We start from the raw sequence: 22,540 nt of genomic DNA on the forward strand, positions 1-22,540 counted from the left end.
TCCATTGCGTACACGTATAAAGTATCTAGTAATGTATCTTTTTATCCATTCACTCTATGACCAATCGATAGTTGCCAAATGTATGGATAAAATTTGTTCTTTTTCAAACGATAAAAACAGAAGTTTTTTCATTATTTTTGATCGACTGGTATTTCACGTTTCGATATCCAAGCATCAAAACCTGATCGGCTATTTGCCATTTCATTCATAACTTGGTGCCAATTGTCCTCACATGATTCACCAAATTTTGAAAAAATAGCACCCATTTGTTGTCTTTGTACATCACTCAGTTTTTTCTCTAAATCTGTACCTTTTTCTGTTAAAGACAACTGTTTCACACGTCGATCATGCATAGCTTCATTACTCTCAATTAAGCCCTTTTCCACAAGTTGACGTAGCGGTCCGTGGAGCGCTTGCTTACTTATTTCTAATAGTGATAATAACTCATTTACACTTATCCCTGGAAAACGTGCGATGAAAAATAAAATTCGATGATGTACTCGTTGAATGCCATATTCTTTTATAATTTCATCTGGCTTTTCAGTAAATGTTTTATATGCAAAATAAAATAATGCTAATGCCTCATTCATCTGTTCTTCTTTATGTTGTGTCATCTACTTTCCCCCTGTATGTAAATTATACCACAATCTAGTAATGAATATTTTAATCAACGCATTAGAACTTATTTAGTCTATTGAAACATTCATTGCATAATTAGGAGATGATTCATTTGAAAAAACAATATACTATAAGTGCATATTTATTGGATAGACTACACGAATTAGGAATTGAACATATATTTGGCGTTCCTGGTGATTATAATCTTGCCTTTTTAGATGATGTAGTAGCACATGAAAATTTAAAGTGGATTGGAAATTGTAATGAATTAAATGCTGCATATGCAGCAGATGGGTACGCTCGCATAAAAGGAATCGCCGCTCTTATTACTACTTTCGGTGTCGGAGAATTAAGCGCTATTAACGGTATTGCTGGCTCATATGCGGAAAACGTGCCAGTTATAAAAATTACAGGTACGCCACCAACAAAAGTAATGGAAAATGGAGCAATCGTCCATCATACGTTAGGAGATGGAAAGTTCGATCACTTTTCCAATATGTATCGAGAAATCACTATAGCACAAACAAATGTAACACCTGAGCATGCTGCTGAGGAAATTGACCGTGTTTTACGTGCATGTTGGAATGAAAAACGCCCTGTTCATATTAATTTGCCGATTGATGTGTATAATAAACCAATTAATAAACCGACAGAACCTATTATAAATAAACCTATTTTAAGTAATAAAGAAGCATTAAATAAAATGCTTCTACATGCCATTTCAAAAATAAATAGTGCCAAAAAACCTGTTATTTTAGCTGATTTTGAAGTAGATCGATTTCATGCTAAAGAAAGTTTACATCAATTCGTAGAAAAAACTGGGTTTCCCATCGCGACGTTCAGTATGGGAAAAGGAATATTCCCAGAAAAACACCCTCAATTTATAGGTGTTTATACTGGTGATGTAAGTTCGCCGTACTTGCGAAAAAGAATTGATGAATCTGATTGTATTATTAGTATTGGTGTGAAGTTAACTGATACTATTACAGGCGGCTTCACACAAGGTTTTACAAAAGAACAAGTTATAGAAATCCATCCCTACACTGTGAAAATTATAGATAAAAAATACGGTCCAGTTGTAATGCAGGATGTTTTACAACATTTAAGTGATTCAATTGAGCATCGTAATAAAGATACCCTTGACGTTAAGCCATTTATTTTAGAATCATCACCTTTTACTGAAGAGTTCAATCCAAAAGCACAAATGGTCACACAAAAACGTTTTTGGCAGCAAATGTACCATTTCTTACAAGAAAACGACGTCTTAGTTGTAGAGCAAGGAACACCTTTCTTTGGTAGTGCCGCTATCCCTCTACCTAATAACACTGCATATGTAGGTCAACCGTTATGGGGATCTATCGGATATACACTGCCCGCTCTACTTGGTACACAGCTCGCCAATTTATCACGGCGCAACATTTTAATTATTGGTGATGGTTCTTTCCAAGTAACTGCCCAAGAGTTATCAACTATACTACGTCAAAATTTAAAACCGATTATATTTTTAATCAATAACAACGGATACACTGTTGAACGTGCCATTCACGGCCAAAACCAACCTTATAATGACATACAGATGTGGGATTACAATAAACTATCAATGGTATTTGGATCCGAAGAAAAAAGTCTAACATTTAAAGTAGAAAATGAAGTAGAATTAGCAGAAGTCTTAACAAATATAACTTTTAATAAGAATCAACTTATCTTTATTGAAGTTATAATGAGCCAAAGCGATCAACCTGAATTGTTAGCTAAACTCGGGAAAAGATTCGGTCAGCAAAATTCTTAATATAAAAGCATAACCTAATTATACAACTAGTAGTGTAAAACTTGTTTTGAGAATAGTTTCGACACTCAAAATACATAAGGAAAAGGATGGAAAGTACCATCCTTTTCTATTTTAAGAGCCTTCTTCGACTAACGCCCCGTGCGACAAGCAAAAATTCTTAATCCATCTTTAATTTTATAGCTTTTGTCGCAATAAATGTTTTAATATGCTTATCCAATATCCTTGTTCCACCAAAATCATCCTCATAAAAACCTGTTATAGCAAAACCAGCATCAATTTGGCCTTGGATTTGGTCTTCTAAAGTATGCGCATATTCTATTGTTTGATTTGAATCGATGTAATCTTGAACTTCATCCTCTGGTAAATAATCCAATGTTGATGAAGGAATTGAATGTTTAACATCCAGAATACCTTTTTGCTCTTGGTTATCATCAAAAATCCATAGTAACGGATTTGTAAATCCAGCAATAAGAACACCTTTATTCTTTAAAACCCTAGAAACTTCATTCCATACAAGATGAACATCTTTTACAAACAAGTTAGAGACAGGATTTACAACAATATCAAAATATTCATCCTCAAAGTCACCAAGGTCTGACATATCTCCTTGTACGGTTTTTAAAGTCAAACCATCCCGTTTTGCTACCTTTTCATCTTGTTCCAATTGCTTCTTAGATATATCAGTAACTGTTACATCTGCTCCAGCAGCAGCTAGAACAGGTGCTTGTTGTCCGCCACCTGATGCTAAGCAAAGTATCTTTAATCCATCTAATGACTTTGGAAACCACTTTCTAGGAACTGATTTTTCCGTAGTGACTGTAATCTCCCATTCACCTGATTTGCTTTTCTCAATAACCTCGCTACTTACAGGCTGCGTGTATCTAGAACCTTCTTCAACCTTCTTATCCCATGCATTACTGTTTTGTTGTGTAGTATCCATTGCGATTAGTCCTCCTAACGATCTAGTTGCATTTTAAGTGTAAACTTATTAACTATTTATGCTTTCCTTTTTCTATTAACCCGCCTGATAGTTCATACATAGTTGTCCATATTTATATTAACAGATAAACGCTAATAATCGCTAAAAATTCTAAAAAGACAAAAAATTATACATCCATTCCATTCATTTAAAATAATCGTAGAATTAGTAAGTTTTAAACAACTCACTTCCACATAAAAAAAGCATTCCAAATCTGTTGACAGTTGGAACGCTTTTTTATGTTATTTCATTTTTCAAGCTTTTAACTAAATCCATTAAACAAATAAGCTACGCTTTTTCTTTTTTATTCAGCAAGAGTTAACTGCCAAGATACACCATACTTATCATTTAACCAGCCAAACTTTTTACTAAACGGATAAGAACCTAAAGGCATAAGAATCGCTCCATCCTGCGCTAGTTTATGAAAGACCGTATCAATTTCTTCTTCTGTCTCACAAGTTACATAAAGAGACATAGCTGGAGTGAATGTAAAATTATGATTTACATAACTATCAATACACATAAACTCTTGGCCATTTAGCGTAAAAGTTGCATGAATTACAGTTCCCTCTTTACCAGGTCCATTTTCATCGTAGCGAGAAATACTTACAATTTCCGATTGATCAAATAGCGACGTATAAAAATTCATTGCTTCCTCAGCTTTGCCTTCAAACATTAAAAACGTAGTAATTTTTTGATTTGTGTTACTCATATGGAGACAGCCCCTTGTTATATATTTATGTAAAACATAAGTCGGTCAAAAACCGAACGTATATTCCTATAAGTGTATTGTCTATAAAAACGATGAGTTTGTCAATTATCTACTTTATTATTTCTTCTTAAATAATGCTGTCCAAAGAAATGATTCTCCAAACATTTCTTTCGGTTGTTTCATTTGTTTCATTCTTCTAATCTCAATTACCTCAAATTCTTTAAATATCTCTCTTAACTTTTCTTCCGAGTATGCAAGACCACCTTGTAGACTCCATCCTCTATATACGTCCCAATCTGTTATTTCCGATCCATTTCGCTCATCTAAATCGCCTGCCGCAAAACATGTTAATCCGAAATAACCACCCGATTTTAATGAGTTTTTAATTAAATCCACATAATTTATTCTTCTATGCGGTGGAATGTGATGCAAACAGCCCGAATCGTATACAAAATCAAATTCGTTTTGAACCTCTAAATTAAAAATTGAATCACAAATAAAATGAATTGCTACCCCTTTTGCCAATGCCCTTTCTTTAGCCCAATTAATGCCTTCTACAGATAAATCCACTGCTGTTACATCAAATCCTTGAATCGCTAAATAAATGGCATTTCTACCTGGACCACATCCAAGTTCTAATACTTTCCCTTTTGAAACTCTCTCTTTTTGTATATACGAAACTAGGTTCTCATCTGGAACATTTTCAAAAAATGGAACATCCTTTTCTCTATTCTCATAAAATTCATTCCAAAATGGTTCTGCAGGTCTTAATAATGAATCAAGCATTTTTAAAATGTCTTCTTGTGTGTGTAACGTTTCATTTTTCATTAATACCCCTCCACGAATTAATAGTCAGAAAATTATTATATATCTTTTTGAACTTTCAAACAAAGAAAAAACTCCTACATTCAATAGGAGTTTTTGTCTTTAAAATACGAGTACAGCTAACCATTTTAACAACTTCTCTTCTCGCGCTTTTAAATCATCATTCCTAAACTTACCTAGTTGTATTTCACTAACAACTTCTCCGTCCGCCATAAAAAGAACTCTTTCTGTTTTCGCTGCTACCTATACAACATGAGTCACTTAAGAAGATTACTTTACTGAAAAATCAAGCTGATTTCGTTAAGGCGTATTTTTGCTAACGCCTCTTCTTTCATGCATGATATTTCATATAATCATACTTTTCTAATAAAATAACGCTTTTGTTAAAATTCCACTTCAATCTTATTCATATATAGTAATTTAATTTATTTAATATTTGTATCACTGGTTTTAATTATTTTTGCTCCAAAAGGTATAGGAAGGAATTTTGCTATTATAGTTTTTATACTTGTAAGTATTTTCTAACCCTTCTTTTCCATTATTATTGCTACTATCATCGGGGCTATGTTTTGGGCTAGCTGAAATACATTTATAACAATTCCATTTACCCTAAATAAAAATTTTATTACATAATCATTTTGATTCATTTTCGCAATGGTATAATCTGCATAATTCACTTTTTAAGAAGGGATAACACAATGAGAGAATACTTTGGTTTCATTTCAATGTTTTTAACTGGATTCTTATTTTTCAATCTATATTTTGCTGGTCCTTTTTTAATTTTAATACCTATCTCAATCGTTTTAGCTATTTTTGCTCCGAAAGGTACAGCTAAAACGTTTGCTTTTGTTGGTTTAATAATTTTCAGCATTTTCCTAGCCACTCCGCCATGCCATTTACTACCTGCCCCAAAGTCATCTATAACAAAGCGCTCACTATCTGACTTTAGAGTTCCTGTGTTTTCACCTTCGTCAGTATTTGGACCATTTTGAGTCCAACCAACCATTGTTTTCATTTCATCGTGCATAACAAGCTGTTCTTTCTCGACTGTTCGTTCTTCCACAGAAACAGGGTATCCCATACGAAAATGTTGAATTTCTTCTTCCTTTTTTCGTGAAATATCAATAAAAGTAGAGGGATTTTCTACCTTAACTGTGAACGTAGGATCAGAATATTCACTCCCATTATTCGATATATTTGTAATTAATCTACTTCCTTGTAATTTGAAATCTATTTTTCTCCTTGGGCCTAGTTTATAAGGCATTGGACAAATGAATTTTAAGGTGCCTTTTCCTAAACTCACAAAATTATCAACATTAAAATCTTCAACAATAACAGCTATATATGTCCTATCTAGTTTTGTATCAAAAGTTAGCTCGGCTGCTTGTTCAGTAATTAACCATGTCGCTATTTCTTCTTTTAACGTTTCTAAATCTGTTCCATCTGGAACGATAATTACCACAGGGACAGAAAGTCGACGAGGATCTGTTTCCGTTCCTAATAATCTTGCGCCTGGATATCCAGGCGTGTTTAAAAATTTACGTTTTAGAGGTGCCCATGTTGGCGGGCTCCATCCTTTTTCTAGTTGGATATATTCTTTTCGTTGATTGTTGAATGTAAAAGAGCTCATTTTGACACTCCGTTTCTTTATAAAATAAAAGAAACCCAAACCTAAAAGGCTGAGTTTCTCTTTTCTTCTCTTTCTTGATACTCGGTTGTATAGCGATAAGTACCGCGTGCCACGTCTCTTCCTTCTAAATTTACGGGTACTTCAATAACTAAATCTCCACCAAGCATTGGAATAACTCCACCGCCAGATGATCCGAAAGAATTATTAATGACTTGATTTGATACACTATTTGTCATGGCTTGTCTACTGTTTGACATACTTCCATATACACCACTCATGACGGTCTTTAATCCTCCTAATTGGCTTGCGGAACTAGCCATCATACGGCTCATATTATCCATTAATTGATTTTATAGATTATAAAGGTATATTATGAGTTGTGTTTTCCATCACTTCTCACAATACAAATATATCACGTTAACTCCAAAACGACCGGCACATTTCCTGCCAAAAAAACGGCCATAACCCTGTCACTTTTTATCATCTTATTTACATATAATTACAATAAAAAAATACAATTATGCTCAAAAAAGAAGGGATTATTTTTAATCCCTATCTTTTTTGATTGTAGTATTTATGAAATTAGAGCTATCAAAGAGATGTATATAATAAAGGCTGATGTTAGTTTTCATCTTTATCATTTTCTGATTTCGTAGCAGTATCTTTAAAAAAATCACCTGCTAAATTAAGTAGTTTCTTTCCACCTTCACTATTCAAAAGATTCATTAAAAATACCGGATCTTGAACCTTTTGAATAAGAGCTTGCATAAATACGGATTTAGCAACACCTAATATCTCTGTCGAAGTTATTTTTATATTAAAATAAGGAATGTTAATTTGGAATGGCGAATAATCAGATGAATTATTTTTCTGTTTTTTTAATTTTTCATCAGTCGTTCCATTGATTGCTTCATTGGTTGTTTCATTATTCGTTTTGGGAAGTGTAACAGCTTCAGCCGCTATTATTCGACTTTTCTTCTGAGTTACTGCGGTTATTGGAATAGATGAAGTTTGATACGAAACATTTTTATTAAAATATGGGCTAGATCCCATTTTTTTCTCCTTTCATAACGAACACATTATATATTCTAAACATATATTAAACTATATTAATGAAGGATTACTTCACACTACGTGAAGCAACCCTTTATTTATTCTTGGTGATATAAGAAGGTTGTTACTTAAAAACCACCATATCCGCACCAGCTTGCACCAACGATAATAAGCAAGATAAACAATACGATTAGTAATGCAAATCCTCCGCCATAACCACAACCACTTCCATATCCTTTTTCTGCAGCCAAGATACACTCCTCCTCTCTAGAAGTTCATAAACTAGCAAAAACAAGTTGCACCAACGATAATAAGCAAGATAAACAATACGATTAGTAATGCAAATCCTCCGCTATAACCACAACCACTTCCATATCCTTTTTCTGCAGCCAAGATACACTCCTCCTCTCTAGAAGTTCATAAACTAGCAGAAACAAGCAGCGCCAACGATAATAAGCAAGATAAACAATACGACTAGTAATGCAAATCCTCCGCTATAACCACAACCACTTCTATATCCTTTTTCTGCAGCCAAGATATTCCCCCCCGATCCTATAACAAAGATGCGTTTCATAATAACTAACAGAAGTTCTATTAATTTAACTCGTAATGAAAACAAGCTAACAGAAAAATGATTTTTCATTGCAGTCATGTTGTACTTGCTTATCACTACACTGACACTATATGTATTGGGCTGTAAACGGTTATGTGCTTTTATATCAACTTTTCCATTTTTGAGGAAAATGTCATTGACCATTTTTAAAATCGTTATATTTATATTAATAATTTTATAACCCCCATTTGAATTTAATCATTCGTATCTTTTTCTCTACTTTGACGATTTGAAATCATTATCTTCTTAATCCATACTATTTTCACAAAGTAATTAATATATCATTTCAAGTTCTCTATGACTTACCTATATCTTATATTGTGTGTAACTGCCCCCTTCGCTGAATCCCTTGGTATCATTGAATTTCTAATACTTTCTTTTTTGAGTTACATAGTACAAAATTTATGAGTAACTGTAAGGAGTACCACCACATTGCTATCAAGCTAAGAATATGAATTTTATTAATCCATCTTTTTCTTTTGCATATTGGCTAGTATAGAACAAAAAGGTTATCAAATGCCGAGCGAACTCTCAGCAGATGATAACCCTTTGGACTAGCGTATCAATGATTTAATTAGATAACCTCACAAATATATTATTGAACCACTCCAAATACATTAATTTCAGCGGCACTTGTCCATGGATTGTTGTTTACCTCGCTTAATGCACGTAGTTTAATATAACGACCTGTCTTGTTTGCAAAGCTGACCTCTTTCAAGTTAGTATTGTTTGCAAAAGCACCTATGGATACCGCTGTTCCCCAGTTTACTCCATCACTACTGACGTAAAACTCATAGTCCTTAATCGTTCCATTTATTTGGCCGTCTTGCCTTGGCAAGTAGCTGAATTTGGAGAGGTTATAAGTTGCACCTAAATCAATTTGAATCTCGTGTGGCATTGGAGCTACAGGGCTCCAGTTTGTATGCCAAAATGTGTCTTTGTTTCCATCAAAGGCATACGTACCTAAATTGTACCAATTATAGCTATCTACATATTTTAGTGTCCAGTTTGTTTGCGGAATTAAGCTAGCTTCTTTTGTTGTGACTGCTACATTCATAGCAGAATTACTTGTACTTGTCGTTGTAATCGTTACTCCTGTTTTTTCTCCCGTGTAGGTATTACTATTCGGATTAGTGTCTGGACCAAAGGTAGCAGCATGATTTTGATTCGTGTAATAGAATGGGTCTTGGTATTCACTGACTGATTGCTCTATATCAATGAAAGGATGCGGATCACTGGAATTATTATTCATAGATTCATCAATATGCCAAACCGCAATACCACCAGAATTTGTTGGTAAGCTCGCATCATACCCAACCTTTGCGCGATTCTCAACTAAAAAATACGTATTATCCTTTAAAGGAATCTTTAACACATTATAGTTATTTGGGATTGCATTTAGAGTAAAGTTATTAGTGGTATTTACTACAGTTGGTGTTACAAAGCCCAGTTTTACCTTTGACCAAGCATCCATATGATCTGGGGTAGTTCCATACTCTTCCCCTTGAAGACTATTCCAAGCTCCATTCCCCATTATACTTAGACTACCTACACGGTTATTGTCACCATATAGATCTGGAAGACCAAAAGAATGCCCTAACTCATGAGCAGGTATACCAATTGTCGCCATATGACCATATTGTTTTTCACCCTGCGCTGTATACATGCCTGATACTGTAACACCATCGTGATTTGTATTAGGAGCATATGACTGATGCGCCCAAATGTTTGGAAGTGGCCCCCCACTAGCCTGTTCATTACCAGCAAGAAAACTTACAATGTAGAAGCCATCTTTAGAGTCAACGACTTGATCATTATTAGTATCAAGACTAGCAAAATTCACTTGAGAATCAGCTTTAGCCAGTGCATCTGTTATAACCGTACCCATACTTTTTCCCGATGTACTCGGATGAGCGTAATCTAATTTCACTTTAACCACTCCATCATTTTGAGTACCATATGTTTCAGGAGCTGGAGTTATCTGTACTTTTCCGTTACTTACTTCATTATAGTAATTCTTAACTGACTTTTGATTTGTAGAAAAGAATTTGTTACTCCAATCGTTATCGTTATATGCAATATCAACATCTGTAAACCCAATTAACAAAACAAGTAATTTTTTGTTTCCTAAAACTGGAGTGACAGTTCCATCAATATTTTTTGGTGATTCTTTTTGTAATTTATTCATGTGCTCCTGTTTTTTCTTTGCTTGAGGGTTGTAATTCTTTATCCATTTGTTCAAATTGTTCTCATTTACCGCCATTGAAGGCTTCTTATCAATTTTATATTTTTTCCCCGTCGATTTCAGTTCATCTGATGTAAGCTCCACGTAATTCCAATACCCCTTCTGATCTTGTAAAAGTACGTCGCCATCCTTTGTACTTACCCAATGGAACCATTCATCTCCATGTAACGTGCCCTCAAAAGATTCGCCTGAAGGCTGCTTCATTTTGACAACTCCCTCGTATGCTGGTGCGGCAAAAGCATTCGTTTGAACATACAAAACACAAATCAAAGAAAAAACGGACATGAACAGGAATTTTAAAATTCTTTGCATAAACTTTCCCCCTTTTTCAATGGTGTGTGGAATATTCTGTTGATTGCCAGACTAGATTCATACATGGAATAGATCGACAGATACATTTGTATAACACTAACAGAATACCTTTAATTATAATTACAGGAAATTGAAAAAATGTTAATTTTTTATTCAGATGAATATTTTCTCAAGATTATCGAACAGGAGTGATGATGATAGTTCTTCAGAGAACTAATATTTTTCTGCCTAAAATGGATCTTAACGTAACCTGCAAATCTTTTGCTGTGGTGATCCCGTCCCAATCAGACTAAGAATTTAAACTATCCTAAAAGAAAAAGTAATGATTAAATTTTAAACCTAGTCATTGCCTTATCCATTGCATCTTGATTTACACCTATATAACGTAACGTGACTTTCTCTGACGAGTGATTAAATATCCCCATGAGCAATGCTATGTTTTTTGTTTGCATATACATATGATACCCATATGTCTTTCTCAACGTATGTGTCCCTATTTCATCTAACCCAAACTCTGCCGCTGCTCCGCATAGATATATGACTACCTTTGACATCTCCTACCTTCAATTTCAAAATGTCCGAGATTCTCAGGCCTGTATTGATTCCCATAATGAAGAGAATGTAATTACGTAAGCACTTTTCTTTAAAATATTCTTTAAGCTGTTGTATTTGCTCTGGATCACGTATTGGCTGAACAAAATTCATTATTCATTACCTCCAGTTTCTTCTGTCTCGTAAACTTCTAATCTAAGAGCAAAAGCAAGTTTATAAAATACTCTAGCCTTAACACGTCGATAAGTACGCTCGCTCATGCCGATTTCGTTATATACCATATAATTACATACATCTTCATCTTCTAAATAACGCTTAATGATAATGTCTCTTTGATCCTTTCCTGCACGTCCATTACCCAAACGACTAAGAAACTGGTCAATACGAAATGATGTTTGCTTAATCCACTCTTCTCTTTTACTTTGTTGAATATTAGCCATCGCTATATCTTCTAGTGGCTTCCCTATATCATTTGTAGGCCCGTGATATCCAATTTCATAAGAAGGAGTGACTTTCATTTCTTCACGCATCATTCCAAACTGCCTATACAAACGCACACTTTCCAGAACACCTTCTAATTTTTTCTGCGTTGCTACTATATCAATTTTTGGTAAGAAAAATAATTGTTTATTCATGTAAGACCACTCCTTTTTATTTTTAAATTACTTTTGTCTTATTGCTCCGCGTCTTCGTTCATAACAAGGTCTATGCATCCCCATTAAATCCCCAATTTCACGAGTACTTAATTTCTCTTTTTGTTTTTTCTTATTTTTCTTCTTTCCTTGCTTGGATTGCTTTTTCCACTCGCGTAATTGTTCTTTTAGTGCCTTCATATTTCTCCATCCCTCTTTTCAAAATAAAAAGGACACCTATTCCTAAAACAGCTTTAATTGCTGCTTTAATGAATTGGTGCCCTCTAGTTTTCTAGCCGGACTATATTCTGTTTGTTTTACTTTAAAAGGATTATTTTGTTAAAAAATTCATTCTAATTTATAAACACTATCTTTTCCTTATATTTCCCATTAAAATTTAATAGAAATATTCCGATAACAAAGGAGCAACCTATGAAACATAATATAAATCTATGGTCCTTTATTTTTTCATTCGTTTGCATTACTTTTTTTCTTTTATATCTTGAAGTATGTACACCTGAAATAAATGCATCTTTTATAAACGCCGTTTATTTTTCGTACTCATTTTTTCAATAGGAACTTTTTTTGCTGGTATTAAAGGATTCTCTAAAATAGATAATTGGATATCAATGCTTAGAAGCATAGTAACAGTTCTACTAACACTGTTATTATCAGTGTTTTTAACACTAACTTTTATTATGGGCTATGCATTAAGTTAATCGTAGTTCCTCACGAATAAAAACCAATATTCCGTCAATACTGTAGACACATGGTTATCTTTCTCCGATTTCCTTATATGAGCAGTTAGCTTTTGCTAGCTGCTCTTTATTTGTACAAGGTACTCAATTGACTGGCGCACATATAATATCCTGAGTTCCTTTCTTTATAAAATAGTCGTTATAAAATGAGACTCGTCACGAGAGCACTTTACTAAGTGCTCTTTTTATATTCCAACTTAATACAAAATGAAAGTTTGATTAAGCTTATTTTTACTCCCGCATAACATGTTTAATTCTGCTTATAATATAGTTGTAACTTAAAGTTACATATCATTTACTTGTAGGGCCTAATTTTCTTTTGTACAACAAGCAGTTAGCTAATTAAGCTGGCTGCTTTGTTGTGCAAAATGAAGTTTTTATACGATTTTAAACACATTTAAAAATAAATTCATATGATATTATTCCTCTCTTTTACAAAATGGATTTTGGTCAGAAGAGCACTTTTACGAAGTGCTCTTTCCCATGGAATTAAAGCTCTACAAAATAGCGTTTTTGTTCAAATTAACGATCATACAATTGGACGGATTTACCAGTATTTTTACCAAAAAATTCATGATATGGTTAATTAGTCGAGTACGTCATTACTTGGCACTTACCCTTAGAAGCCCCGCGGACAATCGGGGTTTCTTTTATCAATATATATTTGTCAAAATAGTTAGTTGATTGTTAAAATATCATAGATTCTCCTTAGGGAGTTTTCATGTAATTAAATAAGAGTTTACAAGTTCTCGAATCTTAGCCCCTTGGAGTGCCCTTCAAGGGGCTGAACTAATTAAAATAACGATTTTGTTCACTTTTTTGATACATTTATGAAACATTCATGTGTTATCTTCAGTACGTTCTATTCTTTTTATAAAATCGTGTGAGATATACCAACACAAGAAGCCCTAGAGCCCTAACTCTAGGGCTTCTTGTTTTCAAATAAGGATTTTGTTAAAAACTGCACATTTATTAAGAACATGCATAAAATATAATGTGGTATTCTTTTTCAAGATTATTTTTTATCCGAGAGCGCCTTGAATGGCGCTCTTTAATTTCTAAATAACATTTTCAGGTAATTACGAGAGCGGATTTTATTATGTCGTACAAGCACTACTTCACTTTATTAAATAGACTATATAGATATCTAAAAGAAGGGAGCTTTAAATTCATATGGCTGATTACTTTTATAAAGATGGTAAAAAATATTATAAAAATCAATCGCATTCCAACAATCAAAAAAACAACTGTTTTATTGAAACTCATACGATAGCTGGTTCTGCAGAAAATGCAAATGGAAATATACCTGTATCTGTTTTCCTTGAAACCACCGCTCCACAAACTGTATTTGAGGATTTTACAAACAATCATAATAAAACATTAATTCAGTTATTCGTTGTCGGTATGAGTGCACCCGTTCAAGTAACTATTCTAACAAGAAGATCTAACGTACCAATTACTACTACATTACAACCTGTTCAAACAAAAATATTTCAAGTTGAAGATTTTCAAAGTCTTACTCTTACAAAGCAAGAAGGTTCTACTAGTGTAGTTAGTTTATTTGTTCAAAAAACATTCTGTATATGCTGTAACGATAATAACGATTCATGTGATGAATATTACCACGAATGTAATTGATAGATTAAATCACCAGAAGAACCCTTTATATAAAGGGTTCTTTTCCTTTCACTCCCCCTCATTTTCCGGTTTTTATTAAAATAACTATTTTGTTAAAAATCTTTCTTCATTCTTTTTAGATCAAGTAACATATCTTACTAGATAAGGATATATTCCACAAAATTTTGAAAGGAAGACTTTTTATTAACACTACTTTAATTTCTCATTTTTATAACGAAGAGTATCTGCTTCCGTGGTGGTTAATGCACCACACAAAATTATTTGATTATGGCATTCTTATTAATCGTGGGTCTACTGATCGTTCGGTTGAATTATGCAAATTATTTGCACCTCATTGGGAAATCCGTGAATCAAAGATACTAGAGTTTGATGCCATTTTAGTTGATCAAGAAGTAATGAACATAGAAAAAGAAATTACGGGATGAAAAATGGTACTAAATACCACTGAATTTCTTTGCTGTGTTGATAAGGAAGCCTTTTTCTCATCTCTTGCCAATTTAGGGCAAAACATGTATGCTATTAGAACTATTCTGATGGTGGATGACCCTGCTCACGGTTATACCAATCTCAGATATGGAATTCCCCTTGTCAAACAGCGTTATCATGGGAGAATAATCCCTCCTAATCCACCTGCTCCATACTATGGCGGTAGATTAATCCACCATTATTCGCATGGTAACTATTGGGCAGGGCGACATTGGTCACCTCATCCATTTATCATTTACATGTATCCTGCTTTCATTTTAAAATTCTTTTACAGTCCCTGGAATACTGCTATGAAAAACCGAAAATTACAAATTGGGTCTACTCTTTCTAAACATAGCATCCAGCGTGGCTTAGGTACTCATCATCTGGCAACACTAGATAAATTAGAAAAAAATTATATACACTTTACAACCTCAACTACTGATCTTCGGTTAAACCCGGAATATCAAGTTTTATTTCCAGATTTATGTTTTCCTAACTTACAGTAATGTCCTTAAAAAACATTCATATATATTTATCAGATGCACTTTGAAATCCCAGAGTATCGAATACTTTTATGAGTCGACTGACCAACAATATTCGATTTATCTTTAAAAATTTATTAAAAATAACTTAGATACAAAAAAGCTACGTTTTATATAAGATAAAAAATTTTTTACGCAAAGGAGCTTGATTATTTGTGAATTTCCAAAATGATAACAACTCTAACATTCACAAACCTTGTTCTTGTCCATCCCCCACGGCTAACAGTTTAAATGTTGTTCAAACTACCCCATCAATAGTTTCTGTAAATTCCGCGATTCCACTAGATACCGTGGTAAATTCTAATGGTACGGCAATTTCGTTCGCACCACCAACAACTGTTTTACTTGAAGGTGGAAGAACCTATTTAGCAATCTATGAAGTGCAAGTTATCATTCAACCAGGAGGTAATTCGGCAGGTATCACTATGTATCTGAATAATAATCCAATCATTGGATCTGGTACTTCTCTGGGATATACTGCAGGATTCACTTCTGTATCAGCACCCGCAATTTTTACTACACCTTCAGGTATAACAAGTGCTCTTACTGTTAATGTAGGACCATATTCTAATACATTAAATACGTTGGGCTTGACTCTTGCTGTTGTAGCATTAACATAGTTAAATCTAATACTTTCTAAAATAAATTTCTTTGTCCTTTAACTGCGGTTTGGAGTTAACCTCTTAGAACTCACTATAACTACATATAGAAAAAGATTATTATCTAGATCAATAGTATTGGGTGACTCGGCTGACACAATTGCTGAGTCACCCATTTTTTATAATAAATTAACGCTTTTGTTTAGTTCTAATTTTTATAGTTAGATTAGATAAATTTGTTTCTTATTATCTCAAAATACAATCACACCCAATTCATATCATGCATCTACTGGATATAATCTGATATTCTTAGAGAGGATGATATACATATGTCTAGAAAAGACAGATTCAATTCACCTAAAATAAAATCTGAAATTTCAATTTCTCCCGACCTAGTCGGGCCTACTGGCAGCACCGGGCCTACTTTTAACATTAATTTTCGTGCAGAAAAAAATGTTGCACAGTCTTTTACTCCTCCTGCAGATATTCAAGTATCGTATGGTAATATAATATTTAATAATGGTGGAGGGTATTCTTCAGTAACGAATACATTTACAGCCCCTATAAATGGTATCTATTTATTCAGTGCCAGTATAGGATTTAATCCAACTTTAGGTACGACTTCTACTCTAAGAATAACTATAAGAAAAAATTTAGTATCCGTTGCTAGCCAAACAGGAACAATTACTACTGGTGGTACACCTCAACTTGAAATTACAACTATTATTGATTTATTAGCTGGCCAAACAATAGATATACAATTTTCTGCAGCAGAAAGCGGAACTTTAACTGTAGGCAGTAGTAATTTTTTTAGTGGCGCATTATTACCATAATGAAAATCTTAAAATATAATAGCTACAACAAATCTCATACATATAGGAGGACCTTAATGATCCTAGCTCAAGAAAAGAACATAAAATTAATTATGTATTTTCTTACCTTATTATCTTTTTTTTTCTTATTTTCTTTAGCATCACAATTTTTTATATACCGTTGATTTTTTATTTTGTATACAAATCACAAAACATTCAAAAAAATATCCTTGAAGCTGTGTTTTATCAACTATTCATTTGGATGATTACAGTAATTTGGAATCTTTTCGCAATAAGAATCTTAATGCTATCCTTGTCTAATTTAGACTTGACTTCAAATAATACTTTGATTATTTTCGGCATAGCTCCTTTATATCTAATACTGTTCCTTTTGTTAATTTTCGGACCTATAAAAGGGATTTTATATGCGCTACAAGAAAAAGAGTTTCATTATCCTATTATTTCTAAATGGATTAACAAATAAAATCACGTGTAGAAGAATTCAGAGTTTTACTGAATTCTTTTTTTATGGACCTTTCAAATTCTTTTACATATTCCCCCGTTCCTTCTTTTAAATAAAATCCAAATCCCATACCAATTAATTTACTTAGATTTAATTTTTTGGGATTTCATGATAATATTTACCTATAAAATCATTACCCTTATATAAGGAGCCATGAGCCTTTCCACTCATGGCTCTTTTTTATTACGATTTTCATTTCACATCTACACGATTTTGACTAGCTTCTCGACTAAATCCGTCTGGATATCTTGTTGCTAATTTAGATATATTCATTTGAGCAATATCTCCTAGGGTATATCCCCTTTCGTGAGACATGATTGAAATGTAGTACAAGATGTCCCCTATCTCTAAAGCGATTTTATGTGTATTTCCTTCTTCTCCTGGACAATAAGCTGGATCAAATCCATGACCATGAAAAATTGCTTTTTTTACAACATCAGCAACCTCACCAGCTTCTCCCGTAAGCCCTAATGCTGCATTTAAAACACCTCTACCAAAATCGTTATTTGTATTCCATGTACGTAATGTCGCTTCTTGATATTGATCTAATTCACAAATTTGATTGATATTCATTACAGCTTGTCCTTCCATTGATTCACTAACTAATCTGGTTGTTTCATATACATCGTTTTCCATAGCGTTCATTTTATTTTCCCCTTCCTATTTAGCAAATTCCTAATCCTTTTTGAGGTAAGTTCGATGACTGGTATAAATCTTCAAATTCATTTATCTAATTTACATCTGTTAACTGAAATTCAATAAGATATTCTCTTTCTCCCAAATTTCGTTTTAATCTTTCTAAGTCTTCATTGCTTATTACAAATCGCTTTGAACTAACGATTGATGGATTCATTTGAACATTATGAACACATGCTGATATCGTAAATTCTTGTTCTATATTATTTTTTATAATTCATATTTCATCTCCAATATGCAGATTGTATTTTTGCATAAAATAAATCGGTACACCTATTTCCCCTTTACTAATCTGTATCACTTTATTATTTAAATCTAATAAAAAATCAAAATTAGCGTTTTGTTTCACGGAACTAATATCTATTACGCTATTATGTTCGCCTTATTTTTATTTTGTATAAAAATGTTATACCCGTTTACTTGTACTTGGATCATCTCTGCCGTTTGCTACTTTTTTACAAAAGGAGTTTTTTCTACAAATGAATCCATTGACTTTTGATTTATTTCTCCGGTATGAATCTGTACGACGTGCGGTGCGCTTGATACTTTAAACAATCGATCATAGATTTATAACGTTACTTGAAGCACTTAGCCATTAAAAACTTGATAACTTGATAAACATAAATAAAATGATAATTATCATTTTATTTTTAGAGAAATCTCTTTTTAACATTCTCCTAAGCATATGAAGCTAGTTCCCTTCATTTCTTAATATTTTCTTCGTCACCACCGCTATTATTATCATAATGAAACTAATAGAAAATATAGGTAAATAAATTTCCGTACTGAATCCTTCAAACATAAAACCATATACGACTTGCCCAATTGGTGCCATACATTGAGATACCGCTGTTATAAATGCCATCACTTTTCCTAGATTTTCATTTGGTGTTTTCTTTTGGACTACAGTAATCACATAGATGGATACAATTGTCATAATCATTGCGATTAGAAAAGAAGAAAGTATAAAGAGGATAAATGGTGGATAGTATCCTAAATTAAGAGTAAACGGTGTAACTGATAGTGCCACTGGTATAACTAATAAAGCTATGATAAGCATCCAATTATATAATGTTTTCATCTGTAACTTTTTAGCAAAGAAACCGATTGACAATGCCCCTAATATGGTTGCAAAATCAATTAATCCCATTCCAATTCCATACATCATATCGCTACTCTGCATAGTTACTCGTAATATAATAGGTCCTCCGACAACAAATAACGGTGTCAAAATTAAATTTAGTAAAGCTGCAAGTAACATAGCCTTCAAAATAAAAGGTTGCTTTAAAACACAAAGAAAACCTTCTTTCATATCTTTTACAATTGTCGGTACGATATGGCCTTCCTGTATTCTTTTTATAAATGGTATTGTAATAAACATTTGTAAAATCGCAGATAAAAAGAAAGCAAAACAACTTGTTATTACGAGCATTTTCAAACCGATTATGCCGTATAATAGTCCTCCTAGTACAGGTGCAACTATATTAGATAATGCTTGCACACCATTTACGATACCGTTCGCTTGTTCTAACTTTTTCTCTGGGACTAATTGCGGAATACTTGCCATAACAACTGGTGCGTACATTGCACTAACGACTGCTAGTAAAAACATAATTGTTCCAATCAATAAAATAGATATCGATTCAGTTAATAACAAAACTATAAAACTTAATACAATAGCAGCGTTTATAAAATCCAAAATGACCATTACATTACGGCGGTTGAAACGATCTGCTATCGCTCCGCCAAGAGGAGCTAACAAAAACGGGATACTCGTTACGGCATATAACCCTGCAAATATATCGGCACGTCCTGTTATATCTAGCACATATAAAGACAGTGCAAAACGTAATAGTGTTGAACCTAAAATAGTAATAATTTGACCACTTACCATTAAGTGAAAATCTTTCAAGGAAGATTGAATACTTGCTGGCATCCTCATCACATCCTTCATTTAGTTAGACCGACTGCCGGTCGATAATACTCAAACAGAAAATCACTATTTCTGTTTAATTAAAACTTCCATCATATAATCAAAAGATCCCTCTTTCGCTCCGACAGATGCTTCCATCATTTTGATATAAGCTTTAGCTCTGTTTATCATTTCTTCCGGTTTCCACTGGAATAAACCATCATCAAATATGACTTGTGCTGAAGAGAGTAATAATTCAATTGTTTCTTGTGGGTATGGAGTAGAAAATATGCCTTCTTCTATTCCTTGCTCTAAAACTTCCGTTAATATAGGAGATAAATGTATAATGGATTGCACTAAACTTTTCTGATGCATTTCTGCATTATTCGGTTGATGGAATTGTTCAATCATTTTTTCTTTTACATCTCCTGATTTTGGTGATTGTTCCATTAAAATTTTAAATAACTTATCTAAAACGGGGATATCGGGATTGGAGACAATCCTTTTCGCCTTAGTGACATCCTCTTTAATAATCCTCATAATGATTTCATCCATTACTTCCTCTTTCGACTTAAAATAATGATAAAACGTCCCCTTTGCTATACCAATTTCTTTTAAAATATCATTCACGGTTGTTTTCGTATAACCTTTCGTAAGAAACAAACGCTCAGCTGTTTCTAAAATTTCCTTTCTACGCTCCTCATACTCCTTTACAATTCGCATTCAAGTTCTCCTTCCCACCAGACCGACTGTCGGTCTATTAAAATTATATGTTTAGTTTGTAAAAAGTTTCCTATTATCGTACATATACAACACCATACTTTCTATTTCCTTTATAAATTTTTATTTTTTAACGTCCGCTCAATTTGTTTAAAACGTATCTCATGTTTCTTATCGTCACCTTTCATTTTAGGAAAAGAACGATGCCTCCGTTCGATCTATGTACTTATCAATGGAGTATTTTGTTGAGTTCCAATATGTAATATTGCATATTTCGCACTTTTAATTTTTTATATGTGATAATTTATTTATAAAAATATAAATTATTAATAAGGGTGATTTATATGAGCAAGTTCCGAAAGAAGATGATTAAATATTTGCAAACATTTTGGGGATGCTTAGCATTTGGTGTATTAATGTTTGCTATCTTCTTAATTACGGATTTAACAGATGCATCTTTAAATACATTAAGTTGGAGAGACTGGCTAGGTTCTGTAGCAGGCGCAACCATTTTATCTGTTGGGATGTTTACTTTAAATAAATTGAATTTAAAATAAATATTCGGTCAATACTGAATGTGGGCTGTATGCCAACATTCATTTAAAGTAGTCTTCTCTGTATCTCCTTGTATTGAGCAGTTAGCTTTTGCTAGCTGCTCTTTTATTTTGTTCCGGTTCTTGCCTCTTAAAGAACTCTTTATCTACTTTTCCCCAATAAGTACACATATCTATTCCCCTTTGCTACAAAATGAAATTTTTATTTTGTTTTACGCGTCGCTTCTTCAATCAGCCAAGATACAATATTAAAATCATTAGCTTCACCCTTTAAAGATGTTCCGTTCCAAAAGCATTCTTTCATCACTTCAAGTAATTTTTCAACAGCTTCAATTCATCTCATATTCATTTTCCCTTTCTCCCAAATAACTATTTTGTTTTATTAATTAACTGATTAATAAAACAAACACCTTTATTAAACATTCCATGTTTCTTCACCCCTTGAATATTTTTCAAATAAAAATACATACTACTTTCAAGCTGCCGTGTCCATGGCTAATACCTCTTTCTTTTGATGTATATTTTTTAAGAAATCGAAAATAATACCAACAAGCTGTTTGAACTAGCAGCTTCACTCTTCTCGCAATGGGGATGCAAATTATCACAATTAGCTAACTCATTGAACTCACTGGCAGACAACCAAAATCGTTGTCTGCTTTTTGTATGAGATTTTTCGTTTTACATATACTACTTTTGAACCTGCAGACCAATACGAGCCATTTTGGTGCTTGGGATTTCCCTTCCGGGGATAAGTATTTTTTACTTATCCCTTTTTTGTATAGACACGTATATTTAGGGTAAAACTAATTACAAGCAGATTTTCTGTTTATGCGTAGTTCTAAACAAGATTACTTTTTCTCCTATTAAAGGACGGCAGGTACGACTGCTAGTCCTTTTTTCTTATTTCGCATATTATCACTACATTACCTTCATCGTCATAAGCAATTTCCCTATAAGGATGGCAGTGGTGCTTCTCGAGTTCCTCATTGATCAAAACTAACAAATTAGTTTTCCAGTTTCCAACGATCGTAAACCAATACGAGTTTAATCCTTCATAAACTTCTCTTGTTCCCTTTCGATAATTGCGGAACGTGTAATGAAAATACTCGCTCACTTTAATACCTTTTCTTTCAACCAAAGTGTTCTGCCGAAATAGTAGACATAATAAGTTCCTTTCTCTTTTGCTACTGCATAACATTCCCGTACCGTTTGAATATGTTACAAATTGCTTTCTCTCGATTTTTCCGCTTAAATATTTTTCATGCATAAGTTGCACTTGTTCTTGAATGACGACATGGTAGTAATACCCTTGCTCTACTGGTTTTGGACTATAAAATTTCCTTTATAAATTTCAAATA

19 protein-coding genes and 8 pseudogenes are annotated in these 22,540 nt (G+C 33.2%); 8 read left to right on the plus strand and 19 right to left on the minus strand.

What is annotated here, in order from left to right:
• Positions 1-131 precede the first annotated feature (131 nt).
• On the minus strand, positions 132-614 hold the full coding sequence (locus MKY38_RS10015) for a MarR family winged helix-turn-helix transcriptional regulator (RefSeq protein ID WP_000191888.1): 483 nt from the start codon (positions 612-614) through the stop codon (positions 132-134).
• Positions 615-721: 107 nt separating this feature from the next.
• Between MKY38_RS10015 and MKY38_RS10020 the strand changes: the two genes are divergently transcribed.
• On the plus strand, positions 722-2,407 hold the full coding sequence (locus tag MKY38_RS10020) for an alpha-keto acid decarboxylase family protein (protein WP_065223710.1): 1,686 nt from the start codon (positions 722-724) through the stop codon (positions 2,405-2,407).
• A gap of 157 nt (positions 2,408-2,564) precedes the next feature.
• On the opposite strand, the gene MKY38_RS10025 is transcribed toward MKY38_RS10020, so the two are convergent.
• The 14 genes and pseudogenes from MKY38_RS10025 to MKY38_RS10090 form a co-directional block, all read right to left on the minus strand.
• Positions 2,565-3,347, minus strand: coding sequence for a class I SAM-dependent methyltransferase (locus tag MKY38_RS10025; protein WP_065223709.1), 783 nt, complete (start codon positions 3,345-3,347; stop codon positions 2,565-2,567).
• A gap of 343 nt (positions 3,348-3,690) precedes the next feature.
• Positions 3,691-4,098, minus strand: coding sequence for a VOC family protein (locus tag MKY38_RS10030; RefSeq protein WP_000072493.1), 408 nt, complete (start codon positions 4,096-4,098; stop codon positions 3,691-3,693).
• Positions 4,099-4,215: 117 nt separating this feature from the next.
• Positions 4,216-4,926 (minus strand): class I SAM-dependent methyltransferase, encoded by a 711-nt coding sequence (locus MKY38_RS10035; RefSeq protein ID WP_114556048.1) that lies wholly within the window; start codon positions 4,924-4,926, stop codon positions 4,216-4,218.
• Between the two features lie 99 nt (positions 4,927-5,025).
• Positions 5,026-5,166: pseudogene (locus tag MKY38_RS10040) on the minus strand (ABC transporter ATP-binding protein); the annotation flags it as partial.
• Positions 5,167-5,785: 619 nt separating this feature from the next.
• A pseudogene (locus MKY38_RS10045) lies at positions 5,786-6,553 on the minus strand (distal tail protein Dit); the annotation flags it as partial.
• 41 nt (positions 6,554-6,594) lie between these two features.
• Positions 6,595-6,903 (minus strand): annotated as a pseudogene (locus tag MKY38_RS10050) (phage tail tape measure protein); the annotation flags it as partial.
• 271 nt (positions 6,904-7,174) lie between these two features.
• Positions 7,175-7,606, minus strand: coding sequence for a hypothetical protein (locus tag MKY38_RS10055; protein WP_114556240.1), 432 nt, complete (start codon positions 7,604-7,606; stop codon positions 7,175-7,177).
• A gap of 128 nt (positions 7,607-7,734) precedes the next feature.
• The gene (locus tag MKY38_RS10060; protein ID WP_071740201.1) at positions 7,735-7,857 is read right to left on the minus strand and encodes a YjcZ family sporulation protein; all 123 of its coding nucleotides are present in this window, start codon (positions 7,855-7,857) and stop codon (positions 7,735-7,737) included.
• Positions 7,858-7,888: 31 nt separating this feature from the next.
• Complete coding sequence (locus MKY38_RS10065; RefSeq protein WP_071740200.1) at positions 7,889-7,999, minus strand: YjcZ family sporulation protein; 111 nt, start codon at positions 7,997-7,999, stop codon at positions 7,889-7,891.
• 31 nt (positions 8,000-8,030) lie between these two features.
• Positions 8,031-8,141, minus strand: coding sequence for a YjcZ family sporulation protein (locus MKY38_RS10070; RefSeq protein WP_080117658.1), 111 nt, complete (start codon positions 8,139-8,141; stop codon positions 8,031-8,033).
• A 673-nt stretch (positions 8,142-8,814) separates the two neighbouring features.
• Entirely contained in the window at positions 8,815-10,776 is a 1,962-nt protein-coding gene (locus tag MKY38_RS10075) for a M6 family metalloprotease domain-containing protein (RefSeq protein ID WP_071740199.1), read from the minus strand.
• Positions 10,777-11,102: 326 nt separating this feature from the next.
• A pseudogene (locus MKY38_RS10080) lies at positions 11,103-11,481 on the minus strand (site-specific integrase).
• On the minus strand, positions 11,481-11,963 hold the full coding sequence (locus MKY38_RS10085) for an ArpU family phage packaging/lysis transcriptional regulator (protein WP_071740198.1): 483 nt from the start codon (positions 11,961-11,963) through the stop codon (positions 11,481-11,483). Before MKY38_RS10085 ends, MKY38_RS10080 begins: the two are co-directional and overlap by 1 nt.
• Positions 11,964-11,990: 27 nt before the next feature.
• The gene (locus MKY38_RS10090; RefSeq protein WP_071740197.1) at positions 11,991-12,161 is read right to left on the minus strand and encodes a hypothetical protein; all 171 of its coding nucleotides are present in this window, start codon (positions 12,159-12,161) and stop codon (positions 11,991-11,993) included.
• A 231-nt stretch (positions 12,162-12,392) separates the two neighbouring features.
• Between MKY38_RS10090 and MKY38_RS10095 the strand changes: the two are divergent.
• The 6 genes and pseudogenes from MKY38_RS10095 (at position 12,393) to MKY38_RS10120 (ending at position 17,261) form a co-directional block, all read left to right on the plus strand.
• Positions 12,393-12,679: pseudogene (locus MKY38_RS10095) on the plus strand (hypothetical protein).
• Positions 12,680-13,891: 1,212 nt separating this feature from the next.
• Entirely contained in the window at positions 13,892-14,356 is a 465-nt protein-coding gene (locus tag MKY38_RS10100) for an exosporium protein D (protein WP_114556227.1), read from the plus strand.
• A 242-nt stretch (positions 14,357-14,598) separates the two neighbouring features.
• Positions 14,599-15,330 (plus strand): annotated as a pseudogene (locus MKY38_RS10105) (glycosyltransferase family 2 protein).
• 191 nt (positions 15,331-15,521) lie between these two features.
• A complete protein-coding gene (locus tag MKY38_RS10110; protein WP_071740195.1) occupies positions 15,522-15,986 on the plus strand; it encodes a hypothetical protein in 465 nt (154 codons plus the stop codon).
• A gap of 308 nt (positions 15,987-16,294) precedes the next feature.
• Positions 16,295-16,798 (plus strand): C1q-like domain-containing protein, encoded by a 504-nt coding sequence (locus MKY38_RS10115; protein ID WP_114556226.1) that lies wholly within the window; start codon positions 16,295-16,297, stop codon positions 16,796-16,798.
• Positions 16,799-16,854: 56 nt separating this feature from the next.
• Positions 16,855-17,261: pseudogene (locus tag MKY38_RS10120) on the plus strand (DUF4870 domain-containing protein).
• Positions 17,262-17,492: 231 nt separating this feature from the next.
• Here MKY38_RS10120 and MKY38_RS10125 read toward each other — a convergent pair.
• The 4 genes and pseudogenes from MKY38_RS10125 to MKY38_RS10140 all read right to left on the minus strand — a co-directional run bounded on the left by MKY38_RS10125 (position 17,493) and on the right by MKY38_RS10140 (position 20,631).
• Entirely contained in the window at positions 17,493-17,945 is a 453-nt protein-coding gene (locus tag MKY38_RS10125; protein WP_149215765.1) for a nucleoside triphosphate pyrophosphohydrolase family protein, read from the minus strand.
• Between the two features lie 25 nt (positions 17,946-17,970).
• A pseudogene (locus tag MKY38_RS10130) lies at positions 17,971-18,567 on the minus strand (ABC transporter permease); the annotation flags it as partial.
• A 120-nt stretch (positions 18,568-18,687) separates the two neighbouring features.
• On the minus strand, positions 18,688-19,932 hold the full coding sequence (locus MKY38_RS10135; RefSeq protein WP_114555628.1) for an MFS transporter: 1,245 nt from the start codon (positions 19,930-19,932) through the stop codon (positions 18,688-18,690).
• A gap of 63 nt (positions 19,933-19,995) precedes the next feature.
• Positions 19,996-20,631: a TetR/AcrR family transcriptional regulator gene (locus MKY38_RS10140; RefSeq protein WP_063536364.1), complete on the minus strand. Its 636-nt coding sequence runs from the start codon at positions 20,629-20,631 to the stop codon at positions 19,996-19,998.
• Between the two features lie 341 nt (positions 20,632-20,972).
• Here MKY38_RS10140 and MKY38_RS10145 point away from each other — a divergent pair, with 341 nt between their 5' ends.
• On the plus strand, positions 20,973-21,185 hold the full coding sequence (locus MKY38_RS10145; RefSeq protein ID WP_114555629.1) for a hypothetical protein: 213 nt from the start codon (positions 20,973-20,975) through the stop codon (positions 21,183-21,185).
• Positions 21,186-22,540: the final 1,355 nt, after the last annotated feature.

The sequence above is a fragment of the Bacillus sp. FSL R5-0585 genome (assembly GCF_038004545.1).
Classification (GTDB): domain Bacteria; phylum Bacillota; class Bacilli; order Bacillales; family Bacillaceae_G; genus Bacillus_A; species Bacillus_A cereus.

Excerpts from the sequence above, each read along its gene's own strand:
- MKY38_RS10015 (WP_000191888.1), bottom strand. The coding sequence starts at position 614 with ATGACACAACATAAAGAAGAACAGATGAATGAGGCATTAGCATTATTT.
- MKY38_RS10020 (WP_065223710.1), top strand. The coding sequence starts at position 722 with ATGATTCATTTGAAAAAACAATATACTATAAGTGCATATTTATTGGAT.
- MKY38_RS10025 (WP_065223709.1), bottom strand. The coding sequence starts at position 3,347 with ATGGATACTACACAACAAAACAGTAATGCATGGGATAAGAAGGTTGAA.
- MKY38_RS10030 (WP_000072493.1), bottom strand. The coding sequence starts at position 4,098 with ATGAGTAACACAAATCAAAAAATTACTACGTTTTTAATGTTTGAAGGC.
- MKY38_RS10035 (WP_114556048.1), bottom strand. The coding sequence starts at position 4,926 with ATGAAAAATGAAACGTTACACACACAAGAAGACATTTTAAAAATGCTT.
- MKY38_RS10055 (WP_114556240.1), bottom strand. The coding sequence starts at position 7,606 with ATGGGATCTAGCCCATATTTTAATAAAAATGTTTCGTATCAAACTTCA.
- MKY38_RS10075 (WP_071740199.1), bottom strand. The coding sequence starts at position 10,776 with ATGCAAAGAATTTTAAAATTCCTGTTCATGTCCGTTTTTTCTTTGATT.
- MKY38_RS10085 (WP_071740198.1), bottom strand. The coding sequence starts at position 11,963 with ATGAATAAACAATTATTTTTCTTACCAAAAATTGATATAGTAGCAACG.
- MKY38_RS10090 (WP_071740197.1), bottom strand. The coding sequence starts at position 12,161 with ATGAAGGCACTAAAAGAACAATTACGCGAGTGGAAAAAGCAATCCAAG.
- MKY38_RS10100 (WP_114556227.1), top strand. The coding sequence starts at position 13,892 with ATGGCTGATTACTTTTATAAAGATGGTAAAAAATATTATAAAAATCAA.
- MKY38_RS10115 (WP_114556226.1), top strand. The coding sequence starts at position 16,295 with ATGTCTAGAAAAGACAGATTCAATTCACCTAAAATAAAATCTGAAATT.
- MKY38_RS10125 (WP_149215765.1), bottom strand. The coding sequence starts at position 17,945 with ATGAACGCTATGGAAAACGATGTATATGAAACAACCAGATTAGTTAGT.
- MKY38_RS10135 (WP_114555628.1), bottom strand. The coding sequence starts at position 19,932 with ATGCCAGCAAGTATTCAATCTTCCTTGAAAGATTTTCACTTAATGGTA.
- MKY38_RS10140 (WP_063536364.1), bottom strand. The coding sequence starts at position 20,631 with ATGCGAATTGTAAAGGAGTATGAGGAGCGTAGAAAGGAAATTTTAGAA.
- MKY38_RS10145 (WP_114555629.1), top strand. The coding sequence starts at position 20,973 with ATGAGCAAGTTCCGAAAGAAGATGATTAAATATTTGCAAACATTTTGG.